Source organism: Rhizobium altiplani, from assembly GCF_001542405.1.
GTDB lineage: Bacteria > Pseudomonadota > Alphaproteobacteria > Rhizobiales > Rhizobiaceae > Rhizobium > Rhizobium altiplani.
Window position 1 is genome coordinate 1 of sequence record NZ_LNCD01000124.1, and the last position, 16,829, is coordinate 16,829.

At 59.6% G+C, this 16,829-nt stretch carries 11 protein-coding genes and 1 pseudogene; 3 read left to right on the plus strand and 9 right to left on the minus strand.

Translation table 11 applies throughout. The annotated features are described in order from the left end of the window. Window positions 1-199: 199 nt before the first annotated feature. Both AS026_RS30335 and AS026_RS30340 read right to left on the minus strand, forming a co-directional pair. Complete coding sequence (locus tag AS026_RS30335) at window positions 200-460, minus strand: DUF4242 domain-containing protein (RefSeq protein ID WP_018856437.1); 261 nt, start codon at window positions 458-460, stop codon at window positions 200-202. A 41-nt stretch (window positions 461-501) separates the two neighbouring features. Continuing rightward, window positions 502-4,017, minus strand: a complete 3,516-nt coding sequence (locus AS026_RS30340; RefSeq protein WP_062374271.1) for an AAA family ATPase — start codon at window positions 4,015-4,017, stop codon at window positions 502-504. Window positions 4,018-4,337: 320 nt separating this feature from the next. On the opposite strand from AS026_RS30340, the gene AS026_RS30345 reads away from it, so the two are divergent. Both AS026_RS30345 and AS026_RS30350 read left to right on the plus strand, forming a co-directional pair. Further along, entirely contained in the window at window positions 4,338-5,720 is a 1,383-nt protein-coding gene (locus AS026_RS30345; protein ID WP_062374273.1) for an FAD-binding oxidoreductase, read from the plus strand. Between the two features lie 275 nt (window positions 5,721-5,995). Further along, on the plus strand, window positions 5,996-7,105 hold the full coding sequence (locus AS026_RS30350; RefSeq protein WP_062374275.1) for a sulfite oxidase: 1,110 nt from the start codon (window positions 5,996-5,998) through the stop codon (window positions 7,103-7,105). A gap of 53 nt (window positions 7,106-7,158) precedes the next feature. Here AS026_RS30350 and AS026_RS30355 read toward each other — a convergent pair. After that, window positions 7,159-7,530 (minus strand): annotated as a pseudogene (locus AS026_RS30355) (IS30 family transposase); the annotation flags it as partial. 967 nt (window positions 7,531-8,497) lie between these two features. On the opposite strand from AS026_RS30355, the gene AS026_RS30360 reads away from it, so the two are divergent. Next, complete coding sequence (locus AS026_RS30360; RefSeq protein WP_062374277.1) at window positions 8,498-9,439, plus strand: hypothetical protein; 942 nt, start codon at window positions 8,498-8,500, stop codon at window positions 9,437-9,439. 54 nt (window positions 9,440-9,493) lie between these two features. On the opposite strand, the gene AS026_RS30365 is transcribed toward AS026_RS30360, so the two are convergent. The 6 genes from AS026_RS30365 to AS026_RS30390 form a co-directional block, all read right to left on the minus strand. Continuing rightward, entirely contained in the window at window positions 9,494-11,284 is a 1,791-nt protein-coding gene (locus tag AS026_RS30365) for a hypothetical protein (RefSeq protein WP_062374279.1), read from the minus strand. 201 nt (window positions 11,285-11,485) lie between these two features. Next, window positions 11,486-12,625 (minus strand): AI-2E family transporter, encoded by a 1,140-nt coding sequence (locus tag AS026_RS30370; RefSeq protein ID WP_062374281.1) that lies wholly within the window; start codon window positions 12,623-12,625, stop codon window positions 11,486-11,488. Between the two features lie 52 nt (window positions 12,626-12,677). Beyond that, window positions 12,678-13,514, minus strand: coding sequence for a polyphosphate kinase 2 (gene ppk2 / locus AS026_RS30375; RefSeq protein ID WP_062374283.1), 837 nt, complete (start codon window positions 13,512-13,514; stop codon window positions 12,678-12,680). 15 nt (window positions 13,515-13,529) lie between these two features. Then, complete coding sequence (locus AS026_RS30380) at window positions 13,530-15,206, minus strand: SulP family inorganic anion transporter (RefSeq protein WP_245307691.1); 1,677 nt, start codon at window positions 15,204-15,206, stop codon at window positions 13,530-13,532. Between the two features lie 104 nt (window positions 15,207-15,310). Next, window positions 15,311-16,468, minus strand: a complete 1,158-nt coding sequence (locus AS026_RS30385) for an HlyD family secretion protein (protein ID WP_062374287.1) — start codon at window positions 16,466-16,468, stop codon at window positions 15,311-15,313. Continuing rightward, a complete protein-coding gene (locus tag AS026_RS30390) occupies window positions 16,468-16,809 on the minus strand; it encodes a DUF3302 domain-containing protein (RefSeq protein ID WP_018856449.1) in 342 nt (113 codons plus the stop codon). Before AS026_RS30390 ends, AS026_RS30385 begins: the two co-directional genes overlap by 1 nt. Between the last annotated feature and the right edge of the window lie 20 nt (window positions 16,810-16,829).

A 16,829-nucleotide genomic window follows, 5' to 3' on the forward strand; every position in this document is an offset into this window, starting at 1 on the left:
GCGGGGTGGAGCAGCCCGGTAGCTCGTCAGGCTCATAACCTGAAGGCCGCAGGTTCAAATCCTGCCCCCGCAACCAACAAAACCTGAATATTTGCCATTCAAGTCGCCTCACAGAAAGCTCCTCCGCATAGGCGGACGGCCTTCACGTGTAAATTCGGTAGCTCAAGCAGGTGCAGCCGGGAGGGGCGGTCGGGCAGGGCTATGCAAACATGTTGGGGCCGATCTCCCCGCCAACTTCAATGATCACATCCGCGGGGACATTGTTCCTCCTTGCCGCGGCGCGAATGGCTTCAGGATTTGGCGCTTCGTAAAGGCAGTATGTCTTTTTCCTGTCGGCGCTGAGGAACGAAAAAATCCACTTCACCCCTTCCTCGTCGTTGATCAGGTTGATTTCCTCGACTCCCTCTTTCGACAGTTGGAGTTGTTCGGCAAAGTTTCTTTCGATGATATAGCGTGGCATGATGAGACCCTCTTCTCACCCAAAGCGGCGAACCTCTGATCCTAATGAATGGTCTGCTTCAGTCGCTGTTGCAGCCTGACCATTCCCAGTTCGGCCGCAGTTGACCGGGCATGCTCGGATAAGGACATTGCTCTCTTTATCGCGGCTCTGCTACCTATTTTCATTAGCAAATCAGAATATTCGGCCTGCGTGTGCGCGAGCCACGGTCGCGAGCCGATCGCCGAGTTCATCTCGAGCGCATGCTCATAGTGCTTTGACGCCCGCTCGAATTCACCCAGCGCGGCGGATAACATGCCCAGATAGCGGCTTGCGGCACCGAAGCAGACAGTCGCCATGCCTATCGTGACGGTCATCTCCTTGTAGTCGAGCATAAGCTTATAGAGTGTCCTGGCCGCTTCCATGTCCCCCAGGCCGGCGGCGACTTCCGTCAGGAACGAGAGGGATGCGCTTCGTTTTCCGTCAAGCGGCAGGGTGAAGCGTGTGCTGGAAAGCTCTTCCAATCTCCGCTGGGCCGCTTCCCGATAACCGAGGTCAAAGGCGACCAACGCGAAGCCCGGTAGCCAGGTGATTTCGTCCGGGTTTTCCTCGATCAGCAATTTCATGACCGGCGCGACCTCCGAGAGACGGCTTTGCTCCCGGCGGATCGCAAACATTTGCATGCCGTAGACACCTTCGGGTGCCACGCCAAGGGTGTGCTTGCCCAGCTTCAGCGCTTCTTCGGCAAGCTCCTCGGCGGCCGTGAACCTTCCATCGAGGATGGCCATCATCGCTCTTGCGATCCGAGCGTAGAACTGGACGTTGAGATGCTGCCGCTTGGTGCCGAGTTCCTCCAGGGCGTCGACCGCCCGATCGGCCCGTGCGCGATCGCCCAGTTCAGTTGAGACATAGGTGTCAATGGAAAGCGCCCTGGTTAGCACATCGTCATCATCGATCTCGCTTGCGAGGCGTCGTATTTCATCTACGCGGGCGATCCGGTCGTTTTTTTCCGTGACGGATTTGACCGGCGAGGCTGTCAGGAGTGGGAGAACGGAGAGCTCCACAAGGGAGGTCTTGTCGCCAACCTCCCGGGCAAGTTCTATTCCAACGCCATGGCATTGTGCGGCTTTCTCGCTGTCATTCAGGTAGGCGTAAGCCCGCGCAAGGTGGCTGAGAATCTGGCACCGCGACTTCTTGTCCGCTGGTTCAAGCATCGCCATGGCCTCCTCGAGAAGCGGCAGGGTTTCGGCAAGCGAGTTCGAGGAGAGAAATTGGGAACCGTCAAGGCCGACCACTGCGCGAACGAAGCCCTGAGTGTCTGCCGCTTTGCGTGCCAATGGGACGGCCAGCCTGTATTTCGCCAGCGAATCCGTCATGCGGCCGGCAGCGTACAGGGCGTCGGCTAGTTTCAGGACTGCTGCGAGAAGGTCTGTTTGGTGGCCGGGCACGTTGAGCAACTGTTCCGCGATCGACAGTGCGTTCTGGAAATGATCGACTGCCTCGTAGTTGGCGGATCGTGCAAGGGCGCGTTCTCCGGCCTTCATCCAGTAGGGAAGCGCGAGTTCGACCCGTTGCGCTTTCTCGTAGTGTTGGGCGATGAGTTCGGGCTGCGTGGCAGCGACATCGGCATACTGGTCGACGAGAACCTTGGCGATTTCCTCGTGGAAATGTCGCCGCCGCCGGTTGAGGAGGGAGTGGTAGGCGGCATCCTGAATGAGCGCATGACGGAAAACGAGGGTATCATTCAAGACACCGCCTCCGACGACGATCTGGCTGGAAACAAGCTGGTGCAGTGCTTTCTCGAGGATCCGATCATCGAGACCTGCAATCTTCGACAGAAGGCCACGATCGAACTCCCTGCCAATAACGGCAGCAATCTGGGCGACCTCTTTGGCTGTTGCCGCTAGATGATCGAGACGAGCCATCAAAGAACCCTGCAGGCTGTCCGGGATCTCTACGTTGAGCGACGGTGACGTTCCGCTCTCGATGATCGTGCGGGTCAACTCCTCGATGAATAGCGGCACGCCGTCCGCTCGCTCTAAGATCATTTCGGCAAGCTGTTCGGAAATGTCGGAGTCCATCGATCCGATGAGCTCGCGCATCTGTTGCCTAGTCAGACGTCCAATGGAGAGTGTTGTCGACTGCGCCAATCCGCTGGCCCAGTCCGCGCTCCATTCGGGTCTATGGGTGACGACGACGAGGGCGGCCGTGCCGTGAAGCCGGCCGACGAGTTCTTCTAGCAATTCGATGGTGGACGGATCCATCCAGTGTGCGTCTTCTACGACCATGAGCACCGGTGCGATTCTGGTCGCAAGAAGCAATCGGTTCGCGAGAGTGCGGACGAGAAGTTCCTTACGCTGGTGGGCGGAGAGATTTAGCGGCTTGAACTCGTCACCGCCATCGAGCGAAAGCAGCTCCGCATAGATCGCACCAACTTCCGAGGGCCTTTCGCCGTAGCGGCTGACAAGGGTGCGAAACTTCTCGACTCGCGTGTTTCGGTCGTCTGCCGGCGTAAACATCGCGACCCGGCTCAGTCGCTCGACGATCGGGTAAAAGGCCGATGTGGCGTGATAGGGCGAGCACTGCAATCGGATGAGTTCATGCTCTGTCTCGCGCAGGTGTTCTTCGAAGGCTTCGACAAGACGGGATTTTCCGATGCCCGCCTCCCCCGACAAAAAGACCATCTGTCCTTGGCCGGCCTTCGCCAGCTCCCACCGTTCGAGCAGTAGCCCGATCTCGCTGGCACGTCCGACAAAATTCGAGAGCTTTCTGGAATGCGCGGCTTCGAAACGGCTGTCCACCTCTCGCTCGCCGCGGACTTCGAACAGCGCAGTGGGCGAGGTGAAGCCTCTCAGCGTCCGCTCGCCGAGGCTGGCGATTTCGAACGACCGCCCGGCGAGGCGGCGGGTGCTGTTCGAGACCACGATCTGGCCTGGGGCGGCCGCTCCCTGCAGACGTGCCGCCAAGTTTGGGGTGTCGCCGGCGATCGATCCACGCTCCTTCGCGCTGCCGTCGGTGTCGCCAACGACCACGTGCCCGGATGCGATGCCGATCCGAGCCTTCAGTCCCTGCTGGTTGGGCGACTGCAGCGCATCGACGGCTGTTATCGCCTCGAGACCGGCGCGGATCGCGCGCTCGGCGTGGTCCTCATAAGCCATGGGCCACCCAAAATAGGCAAGCACGCCATCTCCGAGATACTTGGCGACATAGCCTCCGAACCGCGTGACTGCGCCCGCGACGCTATCCTGATAACGGCGGATCAGCTCGTGCATGTCTTCCGGGTCGAGTTGCTCCGACAACGCAGTCGATCCTACGAGGTCGCAGAAGAGCACGCTGAGCAGCCGTCGGTCAGCCGCAGCGTCCGTCGCGACGGGAGCGGGCTGCTGTTCGTCCGGAGGTTGCTGCGCAAGTCCGTTTATCGCGGCTAGAATAATCTTCCGGTGACCAAGCGAGACGCCGAGTTCACGGAGGTCGGATTCTGCGACATGAGGGAGCGCTCGCAGATCGACGTCATTCTCGATGAAGGCCGCGGCGTACTTGCCGAGACCGAGTTGGGCTAGCCAATCCTCAATCGTCTGCATCGACTTTCAATCCGCTCAACCGTTCCCGAAAAATACCACGAACGTCGGCATCCTGCCACGCAGTTACCGGGAGCCGCTCGCGTTGAACAGGCCGAGCAATCGATGGCGAATTTGCGAACGCAGCCCTCGCAGATCATGCGGCATTTCAGCGCCAACTAAGGACGATTATAGACTATCCGCATCTTGCAGCGCATTCTTCGAAGTCGCAATCGACCGCTGTGGGGAGCGAATTCAGTCGTCAGCGCATCATCCTTCAAACGCCTCTCGTCAGTATTCGATTCGACGTCATGAGCTCGGAGGCTCGGCTTCAGGAGGGTGTTATGATCAGCGAAAATATCGGGAAGCTCACACAGATTCTTCGCGGTGCTCTTATCGGGCGCGACCATGCCGACTACGAGGACGCCCGCAGGCTCTACAATGCCATGATCGACAAGCGGCCGCTGTTGATCGCAAAGTGCACGGATGCAGCGGACGTGATTGCCGCCGTAAACTTCGGCCGCGACAACGAACTTCCGATCGCCGTCCGGGGCGGCGGCCACAACGGGGCTGGGTTTGCAAGCGTTGACGACGGCATCGTCATCGACCTGTCGCCGATGCGGGGCGTGCGCGTCGATCCCGTCACGCGGACTGTTCGTGTAGGGGCCGGGTGCACGACTGGCGAAGTCGATCATGCCACCCACGCCTTCGGGCTTGCAATCCCCTTCGGTGTCGTCTCGACCACAGGTGTGGCGGGCCTGACGCTGAACGGCGGCCACGGATACCTCACCCGCCAATATGGGCTTGCCATCGACAATCTGATCGAGGCCGACGTCGTGCTCGCGGACGGCACGCTTGTCACCGCCAGCAAGGACGAGCGCCCGGATCTGTTCTGGGGGCTGCGCGGCGGCGGTGGCAACTTTGGCGTCGTCACCAGTTTTCTGTTCGAGGCGCACCCTGCGGACACCGTTTATGCCGGTCCGATCTTCTGGGAGTTGAAGGATGCTGCGACGGTGATGCGCTGGTACCGCGAGTTTTTGGCGACTGCGCCGGACGAGTTCTACGTCTTCCTTGGGCTGCAGACGGTTCCCTCCGCCGATCCGTTCCCGGTGGAGCATCGTGGCAAGAAGATCTGCGTGCTTCTCGTTTCCTACAATGGAGCGGTCGCCGACGGGGAGAAGGCAGTTAACGCCGTCCGCAGGGCGCTTCCGCAGCCGATTGTCGATTTTGCCGGTCCGATCCCGTACCCGACACTTCAAGGCATGTTCGACGGGCTCTATCCGAAGGGCCTTCAATGGTACTGGAAGGGTGATTTTGTGATGACACTTCCCGACGCGGCGATCGAAGCACACATCGAACAGGTGGCCAAGGCACCCAGCGAACCCTCGTGCATGCACCTCTATCCGATCGATGCCGCCGTCCATCGCAAGGCAAGAGATGAAACGGCGTGGAATTGCCGGGATGCCACATGGTCGATGGTTATTGCCGGCGTTGACGCCGATCCGCGCCAGGCGGCGACGCTGAAAAAATGGGCGACCGACTACTGGCAGGCGGTCCACCCGTTCAACCTCGACGGCGCTTACCCGAACTTCATGATGGACGACGAAGGCGATGTGCGCCTGAAGGCCACGTATGGCGACAACTACGAGGGTCTTGTCCACCTGAAAAAGAAGTACGACGGGAGCAACCTGTTCCGGATGAACCACAATATTCGCCCTGCCGCCTGACGCCGAGAGGGGCGTCACTGAAAAGGCGCTTCCTCGATCCTGGCGGCCACTGCGATGGTGGCTGCCAATGTACGCCTTTGGCGTAATGGCGTCACCCGCCAAGGCCGCTTGCAGCCCTTTGCTGCCGTTCGAGATCGATCCGAGGAACGTGCGGTATGTGCTAGAATGCGGCCCGAAGGCGGAATGCGACAGACGCACGGCGAGGGGCGGTGTGATCGAACCGGAATTCGCGCGACCGAGCCGACGTTGTGCTCTTGGAAGGAGAGACGAGGACGATGCCGACACCACAGCAACCCAGTCTAATAGTTCGACAGAAATCCCCACAGAACATCGAGTTTCCGTTTGCGTCGCTCTCCGATTGGCGGATCCCAACGGACCTGTTCTTCGTGCGAAACCATTTTCCGTCACCGGACCTCAATGCGCGAGACTGGAGATTGCGCGTTGACGGGGCGGTGGAGCGGCCGATCGAACTTGACCTCGACAGCATCAAGGCGATGCAGAGCATGACTTTCACCGCCGTCGTCGAGTGCGCAGGGAATGGGCGCGTCTACTATGTGCCGGCGAAGGAGGGGTTGCAGTGGCAGAACGGGGCCGTCGGCAACGCCGCGTGGACGGGTGTTTTTCTGCGCGAGATTTTGGAAATGGCGGGCGTTAGGCGAACCGCACGTGAGGTTCTTCTCGTAGGCGCCGACAGCGGCGTCGTCGACGCGAACAAGAAAACGGCTTCTCCAGGCCCCATCGCTTTTGCCCGCAGTTTACCGCTGGAGAAGGCCGTCGCTGACAGCACGATCCTTGCCTATTCGATGAACGACGAACCGTTGACGCGCGATCACGGCTACCCGCTACGCGCGGTGGTGGGTGGCTGGTTCGGCATGGCTTGGGTCAAGTGGATCACGCATATCACGGTTGTGGAGCAACCGTTCCTTGGCTACTGGCAGGCGCGCGACTATTTCCGTTGGGAGCGCAGCCTTGGGGAACCTAGGCTGGTCCCCCTTACGGAGATGGAGGTCAAAGCGCAGATCGCGCGTCCCGTACAGGGGGCGCATCTCATCCTCGGCCAACCGTGCCGGATTTTCGGAGCCGCCTGGAGCGGAGAGGCTGGTATCCGGCGGGTGCAGGTCTGCACCGGAGATGGCAGGGGCTGGCGCGAGGGAAGGCTTCTCGAAACAGAATGTCCCTTCGCATGGCGCTTGTGGGAGTACATGTGGACCCCTGAAAAAGTGGGGCGATATATACTGCGATGTCGCGCGATCGATGGGGCGGGGTGCGTGCAGCCCGACCTCCCGCGATCCGACTGCGAGAGCTACGCGGCCAATTGGATTATTCCGGTGGATGTTACGGTCGTTCCCGAGCCACAGACGTACGCGGAGGAATTCGTGATCTAATCACCCGCGTGGGCGGAATGGCGGCTTTTGGCAGTGGGTTCAATTGATCGCCGCAACACATTCTGGCTATGCACGGACAGGTCAGTGGCGCGCGGTAGGTATTGGCGCAGCAATCGATTGGTGTTCTCATTTGAACCGCGCTGCCAGGGTGATCTGGGATCGCAGAAGTAAATCTCAACGTCAGCGGCTATTGCCAGTCGTTGATGGTCAGCCAACTCCTTGCCCCGATCCCAGGTCAATGATTTGTAGAGTTCGCCCGGCAGTTTCTGTGACTGCTTTATCAGCGCAGAAACTACGCTTTCGGTATCCTTATTGGCGACCTTGATCAGCATGACGTAGCGCGAGTGACGCTCGACCAGCGTCGCGATGGTAACTGTTCTTCGACCCACCGATAAGATCGCCCTCCCAGTGACCGGGGACTGCACGGTCGTCAGCGGACGCAGGCCTCTCGCTTAGATGAACCTCAATCTCGACGACCGGTTGGCTACCAATGCAGTCGAGTTGTTGGTCGGCACGGCCTGCGCCTCCTCCGCAGTGCTGGTCGGAGGCGAATAGCTGGTATGCTTTGACAACTCACATCTTGAAGAGCCTTTCAAAGCCCCGATTCTGACCGCATCCGAATACGAGCCGGACTGGCCCCCGAAGCCGCGTGATCGCCTTAGACTCGGATCGGGCACCGCGGAACGTGGCCCGGCAACGCTCTGGAATTCCAAGGCAACCGGGAAGTATTATCCGAGCTACTTTGCCGATGGTTCCATCATCAAGTCGATCGGCGATGCGTTGTTCTGGAACATGTTTCCAGCAAAGGAACCTGAGAAGCATTCGCCTGCCGACTTTGATCGCGAAGTATTTCTCGTCACCCTCGGACCAGGCCGAGTTTCGCGCCAATGAAGACGCTGAGCTTTTGAAGCGCTACGGGGTTTCCAACCTGTCGTTTGCTGACCGCATCCTTGGTGGCGAAGTGTCAGACGTGCCGAGCTCAGCCCGCCAGTTGAGGGTTTGACGAGCCGGGGTCTGCGGGAACCCAAAGAGCCCAGACAATAACCGGGCGCGAATCTCCTTGATGACAAGACTTCTGACCTGCCTGGGCTCGAGTGCGGAGCGCAGGGTCTGCTTGTGAAAGTGATCGGCCTTGCCGCTGGTCGCCGCGATTTCAAGTACTCGGGAGTGTGTGGTTGTTCCCGACTTGCTATCGCATCTATGGATTCCATATCATTCCAAAATGAAGCCCCAGAGCATTGGGGGTCTACACGACGTTTACCCCGTCGACAGGCAGCTGAGAGTCTTAGGTTCGTCGCGGCACAGTCTGCGAGACAGAGCGGCCGGTCGGGTCGCAAGCCCTATACGTCGCCTTGAGCGCTTGTGAGAGCGATATGTTTACGGGAGGGAGGCATGAGTTCGCAAGGCGATGATCTGTCACTGGAACCCGAAAGGGTTCGTGATCAGCTTGATCGCATCTTGTCGAGCGCCGAGTTCCAGGTTCCGGGGCGTAGTCGGAGATTTCTTGCATATGTCGTCGATGAAGCACTGGCGGGACGATCAGAGAATCTGAAGGCTTACACCATTGCGCAGGCGGTCTTCGGCCGAGATGCTTCCTTTGATGCCCAAAACGATCCGGTCGTTCGTATCGAAACAGGGCGTATTCGCCGCGCCCTGGAGCGATACTACCTCGTGGTCGGGCAAAGCGATCCCATACACATCACCATACCCAAGGGTGGATACGTACCGAGTTTCACCGCAAGCCAGTCAGAGATTGCGTCAGGACGTCATTCGCCGGGAAAAGATGTCGACGTGCAGGAGGCGCCGGTGGCGCAACATAAACGTCCGCTTGCCTATCGGGATTTTATCCTGCCGGTTGGTGTCCTGCTTGTCATCGCCGCCATGGGCATGTTGGTGCTGATGCGGCCGCTCCAAGAACTGGTTGCTTCACTGAACCCTTCGTCGGGCACACCTTTGCCTGCGGGAGATGAGATGCGGCCGCAGATCGTCGTGGAGCCTTTGGTCGGCATAGGTCGGGACAATGGCGACGCCGGCATCGCCAAGAGTCTGACGGATGGCGTCATTGTGGAACTGACGAAGGTAAAATCAATCGCTGTCAGGACGCCTGGGCCGAAGGCGCATATCGCGGCGCCAAACCAACCGTCACTCTCCATCCAGGGCAGCGTGGGCACCGAGGATAAGCGGTTGCATGTCCAAATCCGGCTGGTTGATCGAGCCGACGGAACCGTTGTCTGGACAGGCGCCTATGACAGAAACCTTGACGAAGGACGCATTCTTGACGTGCAGGATGAAATCGCCCGGCTGATCGCGGATGCGATATCTCGGAGGCAGTAGGGTCAGCCTCCTTCCATAGAGAGTGCAGATGCCACAGATGCTGCAGCGTCGAACTTATTTACCGGTGTCCGCGGCGGGTTCGATTGCGACACCTGCGGCTCGTAGACCTTTGAAAAATGCTTCCTGATCTTCCGGGCGCTGCAGACGCAAGGAAACCTCCTTGCGGATGTTCTTCATCAATCCGGATGCATGGGCATTCAGCCATTCCCGTTCCTGCCTGGCGTCAGCCGTTTTCCCGGCCGTGCCAAGAATAGAAAGGAGCACGAGGTGATGCGTGGGATTGTATTCCAGGTCGGACATGCGAGACCACAGTTCCGCGGCCCGGACGTCATTCCTCATCAGGGCACACAATGCCATGCCCACTTCGTAGTATCCCCTCGGGCCCGCATTCTTGTTGACGGCGCTCGAAATCAGCTCGCAGCCTGACTGCCATTTCCCCGACATGGCCAGCCGCAACCCGTATTCCCCCGCGACCTCGGTATCATTGGGGTTCATGGCATAGGCTGCCGCACCCGCCTGAAGGGCTTTGTCGACATCATTTCTGAAAAAGCTCACCTGCATGAGAGCCTCAAGGACACGCGCATCGTTTGGGGCAAGCGAGGCTGCCCGCTCCGCCGCGCTGGCGGCTAATTCCAGCGTCTCGTCCGTTGAGGATGTGCCGAGCTTATAACGAAACCTCATCTCGTCCAGGTAGGTGAGGGACAGAAGCGCCCAGGAGGCAGCGCTTTTCGGAAACAGCTCTGTCGCTCGTTGCAGACAGTCGCGCGCCGTGTTGTGCGTCTGGGCATTCATCGACCTACGGTAGCTATAGTAAGCCAATCTGCAGGCATAGGCGTCCGCATCTCCGCTCTGCGGATGCCGGGCAAGTGCGTCGGTGTCGGCTTGAAAAACCGCACCATATGGTTCCGCGACAGTGCTGGCGATCTCTTCAGCGGCGCCGGTCAGGATCTCGAGCTTGCTTTGCGCGCGAAGGTCCGCGTCGTAATTGTTCGCCCAAATCACTGCACCGTCGGATTGGCGCACGAGCCGGGCGACAAGCCGCAATCTTGGCCCGTCGAGTTGGACATTGCCTTGCAAACCATAAGCATTCGGGCTCGGTTGTTCGGCCTTCGACGCATCCGCGACAACGACGATGTCATCGAACTTTGCTAGCTTGCCGATAATCTCGTCCCTCAGGCCACGCGCGATTTCGGAAGCAGCATTTGCGGAACCCTCATCCTCAAAGGACTCGACAATGACTCTGGGTTCGGCCGCTTCTGTCGGCGAGGCGCCTGAGGGATTTTGGTGCCACCCCGACAATGCCTGTGGAAGGACGATATAAAGCGAAGCTGCCGCGAGCAAAAGGGCGGTGCCGAGCGTCAGCGTGGTCGATAATTGAGGGCGGCCGAAAGATTGGCCGAGGCTGTGAAGCGGCCCGGTGTCACGGTGACGCTCGATCGCTGGCGTGAGATCAAACTGCGGAGCCGCGAGCGACGGTGTCGGAACGTTGTGAGCATATTCGAAGCACGGCCTGTACCCACCCTTGGGGATCGTAATCGTTACCTCGTCCGCTTGGCCGGCGATGAGGTAGTAGCGTTCAAGTGCTCGGCGGACTCGGCCTGCTTCGATCCTGACGACAGGATCGTTCTGGGCGTCGAAATTGACCTGGCGACCAAAGACCTCATTGGCGATTGTGAAGGCCTTCAGGAATTCCGATCGGCCTGCCAAGGCCTCGCTTATGATGAAATGCAGAAACTTGCGGCCCCGCTCCGGCGAATGGAATTCTTCGCTCGCCAGTATCCGTTCAAGTTGGTCGTAGATTTCCTCGGCCGTCGGCTTCGAGGGCTTGGCTATTGCGCTGCTCATGATGACGCCCTAACGAGATCACGCAAATATTTTAGCTGATTATAGTATTAGCTCAGAACTGCCGGTGGCTGCAACCGCTACATACGATGCACCTTCAAATGGTTACCCGCCGGTTGAGCGCGGTGCAGTCCGATTTGGGTCACTGGTTTTGGCCTAGAACAGTCCATCAAACCGATCAATAGGTGCAGTGTTGGATAAAATTCAATCCGTGCCGGTGTTCTCCGCCAACGCCGGGGCAGCCGTAGCCCCGGGCAATGTCTCTGATGGCCAAGCCCAGGCGCGCAGCAGTTCGTAAAAGACACTGAGCACGATTGGCCCCAGAAACAGGCCGAGCAGGCCATGCGAGAGAGTTCCGCCGATGACGCCGATGAGGATTACCGGCATCGGAGTTGAAAGCCCTCGGGACATCAAGATCGGCTTCAGCACGTTGTCCACGACCGTGATCGGGATCGCCACGACAGTGAAGGCAAAGGCCATCGATGCGGGCCAGGAGAACCATGCCCAGATGATGGCCGGGATAAGAACGAGGCCAGGGCCAAGCTGCATCAGGCAAAGCATGAACACGGCAAAAGTCAGGGCTCCGCGCGCCGGAATATCGAAGAAGGCAAAGCACAGGCCGCATAGGAGCGTCTGAAGCAAGGCTACGCCGATGACGCCGCGCGAGACGTTGCGAACCGTTGATCCCGCCAGCCGCGCAAAGCCAACCCCCCTCTCTCCGCCGATGCGGCCCGCCAATACCTGAATCGTTGCTGCAAGGCGGGGGGACATGGTGAGGAAGATGCCGGAGAGAATGACCGACGCGACGAAGCTCAGCACCCCACCGCCGATTGCTGCAAATTTGGCGATGATGACTCCCATGACCTCGCGGAGAGGCGCCTGGAATTTCATGATTGCTGCCGCGAGATTGCCGGCGACCTGGTTCCAGCCGGCGTAAAGGCGCTCGCCGACCACTGGCCAACCACGAATAGCCTCAGGCGCCGCGGGAAAGGTGAAATTGTCGGACTTCAATTGCGCCACGAGAGCCAGGATTGCATCGGCGAAATTGACCGAGACAAGCGCCAATGGCGCGATTATGAGCACAAGGCACGCTATGACAATAATGGTGGCCGAAAGCTTGGGCCGATCTCCTAGAAGTCTGGACAGACCGGTGAACATCGGAAAGAGCGCTACTGCGAGGATCGCGGACCAGATGACGATCAGCGCGAATGGCGCAATCAGCTGCAGGCTCCAATAGGCGAATAGCCCAATGATACCGATCCGCACCAAGTCGCTGACCCGAGCCTCCACCGAAATCTGCGCGGGACCGGCTTCTGCCGCGGTCCCGCTCTTCTGTTGCTGCATCGCGTAGCCTATTCCACGGTTTTCCACAGTGCATGCCTGAACGGATCAGGCGTCATCGAGTCGTCTCCGGCACAACATGCCTGACGCTCTGATCCTCGACATAGTTCGATGGCCGCTTCTGCCGTTTGCCAAGATCCGGCGCGTCGAACTTTACCCGCTCGTAGGGGATCGACTGCAGGATATGGGAGATGCAGTTTATCCGGGCGCGCTCCTTGTCGTCGGAAGGCACGAGCCACCACGGCGCGTGGTTGCTGTCCGTCATCCGCAGCATCTCGTCATAGGCTCGCGTGTAGTCCCACCAGCGCTGGTAGGACTCGACGTCCATGGGGCTGAGTTTCCACTGCCGAACCGGATCGTCGATGCGGCGCTTGAAGCGGCGTTCCTGTTCTTCCTCGCTGACGGTCAGGAAATACTTCAGCAGAATAACGCCGCTTTCGACGATGGCCGCCTCGAAGCGGGGCGCAAGTTCCAGGAAGCGCTGAGCCTTCTTCTCGCTGGCGAAGCCCATGACGCGGTCAACGCCGGCGCGGTTGTACCAACTGCGGTCGAAGATCACGACCTCGCCGGCTGCCGGCAAATGCGCAATATAGCGCTGCATGTAGATCTGGGTTTTCTCGCGATCGGTGGGAGCGGGTAAGGCGACGACGCGGAATACACGCGGGCTGACCTTTTCCGTTATCCGCTTAATCATCCCACCCTTGCCGGCGGCGTCACGGCCTTCGAAGATGACGACAATCCGGGCGCCCGACTTCTTTACCCATGCCTGCAGATTAGCCAGTTCGATCTGCAGTCGCTTGATTTCCTTGTCGTAGTCCCAGGACTTGGCTTTCTTATGCTTGCCCTTGCGTTCCGCTGGAACCTCTTGCTTCGGATCGTATGCTTCGTCCATCGTTCCCTCCATTGTTTAACGCGCATTCCCTGCGACATTGCCCATGAGCGCGCGCAGGGCCTCTTCCCGACCATTGAAAAGATTGTGGGCGCCGATCTTCTTGATGAACCCGGCACGCTCCAGGATGCCGCGACTCTCCTCGCTGACGTCGGCAATGGCAAAGACGATGTCCCGCTTGGCCAAGTCATCGGCCACAGCGTCGAGTGCGAGCGCACCTGTGCTATCCACGTGCGTGATGGCACCGGCGTCGAGAACGAAGCACTTGGTTCCGGGAGCAAGCTCTCTGGCAACCTCCGTCAGTCGCATGCGGACATAGTCGGCGTTGTAGAACAGGATGTTGCCCTGGATGGCGAAGACGGCAGCGCCTTCGACGGGGCGCGCTTCCGGGAAGCGGGCGAGCTCGAAGAAGCCGTGCCGTCCGGCAATGTGACCAAGGAGGCTGTCACGCGGAAACATCGTCTTGCGCAGGAGGTAGACGAAGGTTGCGGCAACGGCAACGACCACGCCGTTGAGGACGCCGAAGCTGATTGCGCCCCACATGGCGATCAGCGCAAAGACGAATTCCATGCGGCTGATGTGCCAGATCTTCTTGAGTTCCTGAATATCGATGAGGCTGATGGCGGCGCTTGCAAGGATGGCTGCGAGCGCGGGGATCGGCAGGATCCGCAGAGCGCTGTGGAGGAATACAAGAGCGGCGATCAGCGTGGCAGCTGAGACCAGTCCCGCCAGCTGGGAGACGCCGCCCGTGGAGAGGTTTATCGCGGTTCTCGAGTCCGACATGCTGATGGGAAAGGAACCGAACAGGCCGGGCGCGATGTTGGCCGCGCCGAGACCGATCAGTTCCTGGTTCGCATTGACGTTTTCACCAGTGCGCGATCCGAAGCTTCGCGCGGTCACGATGCCGGCGCCGAAGCTCACCAGAAAGATCGCGGCCGAACCAAGCACAAGCTTATCGAGTGGCATCTGATGGATTGCCGGCAGGGAAAAGCTCGGGAAGCCGCTTGGGATATTGCCCACGACAGCCATGCCACGTCCCTGGAAGTCGAAAAGCGCCGAGAGAATGACGGAAATAACAACGACGAGCACAGGACCCGGAACCTTGAGGTGGAACGCCTTGACGATCCAAAGCAGCGCAAACATGGAGAGACCGAAGAGAAGCGACGGCCAGTGGATCAAGGCGGTCTTGCCAAGAATTTCGGCGACCGGCGCAAGGAGACCATCCGACTCAATCTTTACACCAGTGAAGCGGCTGATCTGCCCGACGAGGATGGAAAGCGACACGCCGGCAAAGAAGCCCACCAGGATCGGGCGCGACAGGAAGCTCGCGAGGACGCCGAGGCGCAGCAGTTTTGCGGCGATGCAAAAGACGCCGACGCCAAGGGCGAGCGCCGATGCGATGGCAACCCGGTCAATGTTGGCAGCAGTCGGATCGGCCGCGATGATAACGGTCATCGCAGCCGCAAGCACCGTCATCGTTGCGGCATCGGGACCGACGACCAAGAGCCGGGAAGGGCCGAAAAGTGCGTAGGCGATCGGCCCAACGATGCTGGCGTAGATGCCGGTCTCTGGAGGCAGGCCAGCAATCGCCGGATAGGCAATGGCGCTCGGCAAACCCACCGCGGCGATCGACAACCCGGCAGGGATATCGCTACGAAGCCAGTCTTTCTTGAAACCGGCCAGGCCCCGCAACATTGGTAGGCTGCCTTTCAACTCGGGCTCCCTCTGCTCTCTCGTGGTTGATCTCCAAGCTTGTCCGGCCGCCGCATCCAGGCAACGACCGGAAATTGTTGATGCGTTCAGTGTTCGAGGAAGACGTAGTTCATCCAGCTGCTCATGCGTAGCAGGACCTTTCGGAGGAGAGCGACGTGGTGCCAGTAATGTGTGTAGACCGCGACCTCGGCGACCACACCGCCGGGCAGTTGATACCCGTCGGTGCTCTCCAGTATTTCGATATTCGCCAGTGTCTGCCCCGGCGACAGCCGTTCGGGCGATTGCGGGTCGATCAGCGCGCCGCCTGGCTGCAACTGGCCTTGCGCCATCACATCGATGACTTCCCGGACGCGCGCCTTGAAGATCTTGCCGGGGACGGCCTTGAACGCCACCTCGGCCTCGTCGCCAACCCGCACGCGCTGGAGCGAATTCTGAATGAAGGCGGCAGCGAGGTACCGGTCCTCGCTGTTGATGAAGACCATCACCGGCCGCAAGGGCAGGGGATTCGCCATCATGCCGGGACGTAGGAAAACCTGCGTCACGTATCCGTCGCTCGGTGCGCGCACGGTCGTCTGGTCGAGCTCGTATTGCGCGTTCGCCAACTCTGCCTCCAGCCGCGCGACCGTGGGATTCGTTCCGTTGATCTCGGACTCGTAGGCGAGCCTTGCTTGCGCCGCCTGAGCACGGGCTGTATCGACGGCGGCCTCGGCCGTCAGGTAGATGCCGCGCCGGTTCTCGACTTCGAGTTCGGAGTAGACGGCACCTCTGCCGCTGGATTTTGCGTTTTCATTCGATGCCTGGAATTTTTCGAAGGCCTGCAGCGAGCGGTCCCTAGATGCTTCCGCACCTGTTACGGCCGAATTGGCGGCATCGAGAGCAGCCTTCAACTGCAGGACGGTCTGCTTGGCTTCGGCAAGCGACGCCGTTTTCTGATCGACGGCATATTGATAGGGGCGAGGATCGATCCTGAAGAGAACATCGCCCTTCTTCAACGGAGCGTTTGGCGTGACCGGCACCTCTACGACCTGGCCGCCAACGACCGGGATGACCGGAGCCGAGGTAAAATAAATGCGCCCATCGCTGGAATAGGGATGGTTGTAGCTCATGAGCAGCACCAGCCCGGCAATGATGAATATGCCGCCTAGGACAGCCGTCGCAAGCGACCACTGGTTCACTGGAATTCTGAACAGCTTGAAGATCGCGAAGCAAAAAGCCGCGTAGGTCAGCATCAGGAGTAATTCCATCAGACCTTCTCCCTCTCTGCCATTGGAGCCTCGAGTTCCGCGATCCGTGCGTGGAGACGGGCAATTTCAGCGTTGGCTTCGGCTTCTGGGGATAGCTTGCCATCCGTCCGGATGCCCCAACCGCGATCCTCGCGGTAAAGGGTGGCCCAGATGAAAAGGAAGGGCCAGATGACGTGCAGCGTGAACAGGCTCACCCATCCGGCAACGTGGATGGCGTCCTGGTGCGGATGGTTCCTGGCCTTGGCGATCAGGTGTGGGATGTCGTGGATCGCGATCACTGCATAGAACAGAGTGACTACGACGAAGAGCAACACTCCCAGTGCAAAATAGTCGAGAAACACCGTTCCTCCTTTTCGGTTTG

Bases quoted from the DNA above. Each gene is read 5' to 3' on its own strand.
- AS026_RS30335 (WP_018856437.1), bottom strand. From the start codon at position 460: ATGCCACGCTATATCATCGAAAGAAACTTTGCCGAACAACTCCAACTG.
- AS026_RS30340 (WP_062374271.1), bottom strand. From the start codon at position 4,017: ATGCAGACGATTGAGGATTGGCTAGCCCAACTCGGTCTCGGCAAGTAC.
- AS026_RS30345 (WP_062374273.1), top strand. From the start codon at position 4,338: ATGATCAGCGAAAATATCGGGAAGCTCACACAGATTCTTCGCGGTGCT.
- AS026_RS30350 (WP_062374275.1), top strand. From the start codon at position 5,996: ATGCCGACACCACAGCAACCCAGTCTAATAGTTCGACAGAAATCCCCA.
- AS026_RS30360 (WP_062374277.1), top strand. From the start codon at position 8,498: ATGAGTTCGCAAGGCGATGATCTGTCACTGGAACCCGAAAGGGTTCGT.
- AS026_RS30365 (WP_062374279.1), bottom strand. From the start codon at position 11,284: ATGAGCAGCGCAATAGCCAAGCCCTCGAAGCCGACGGCCGAGGAAATC.
- AS026_RS30370 (WP_062374281.1), bottom strand. From the start codon at position 12,625: ATGCAGCAACAGAAGAGCGGGACCGCGGCAGAAGCCGGTCCCGCGCAG.
- ppk2 (WP_062374283.1), bottom strand. From the start codon at position 13,514: ATGGACGAAGCATACGATCCGAAGCAAGAGGTTCCAGCGGAACGCAAG.
- AS026_RS30380 (WP_245307691.1), bottom strand. From the start codon at position 15,206: ATGTTGCGGGGCCTGGCCGGTTTCAAGAAAGACTGGCTTCGTAGCGAT.
- AS026_RS30385 (WP_062374287.1), bottom strand. From the start codon at position 16,468: ATGGAATTACTCCTGATGCTGACCTACGCGGCTTTTTGCTTCGCGATC.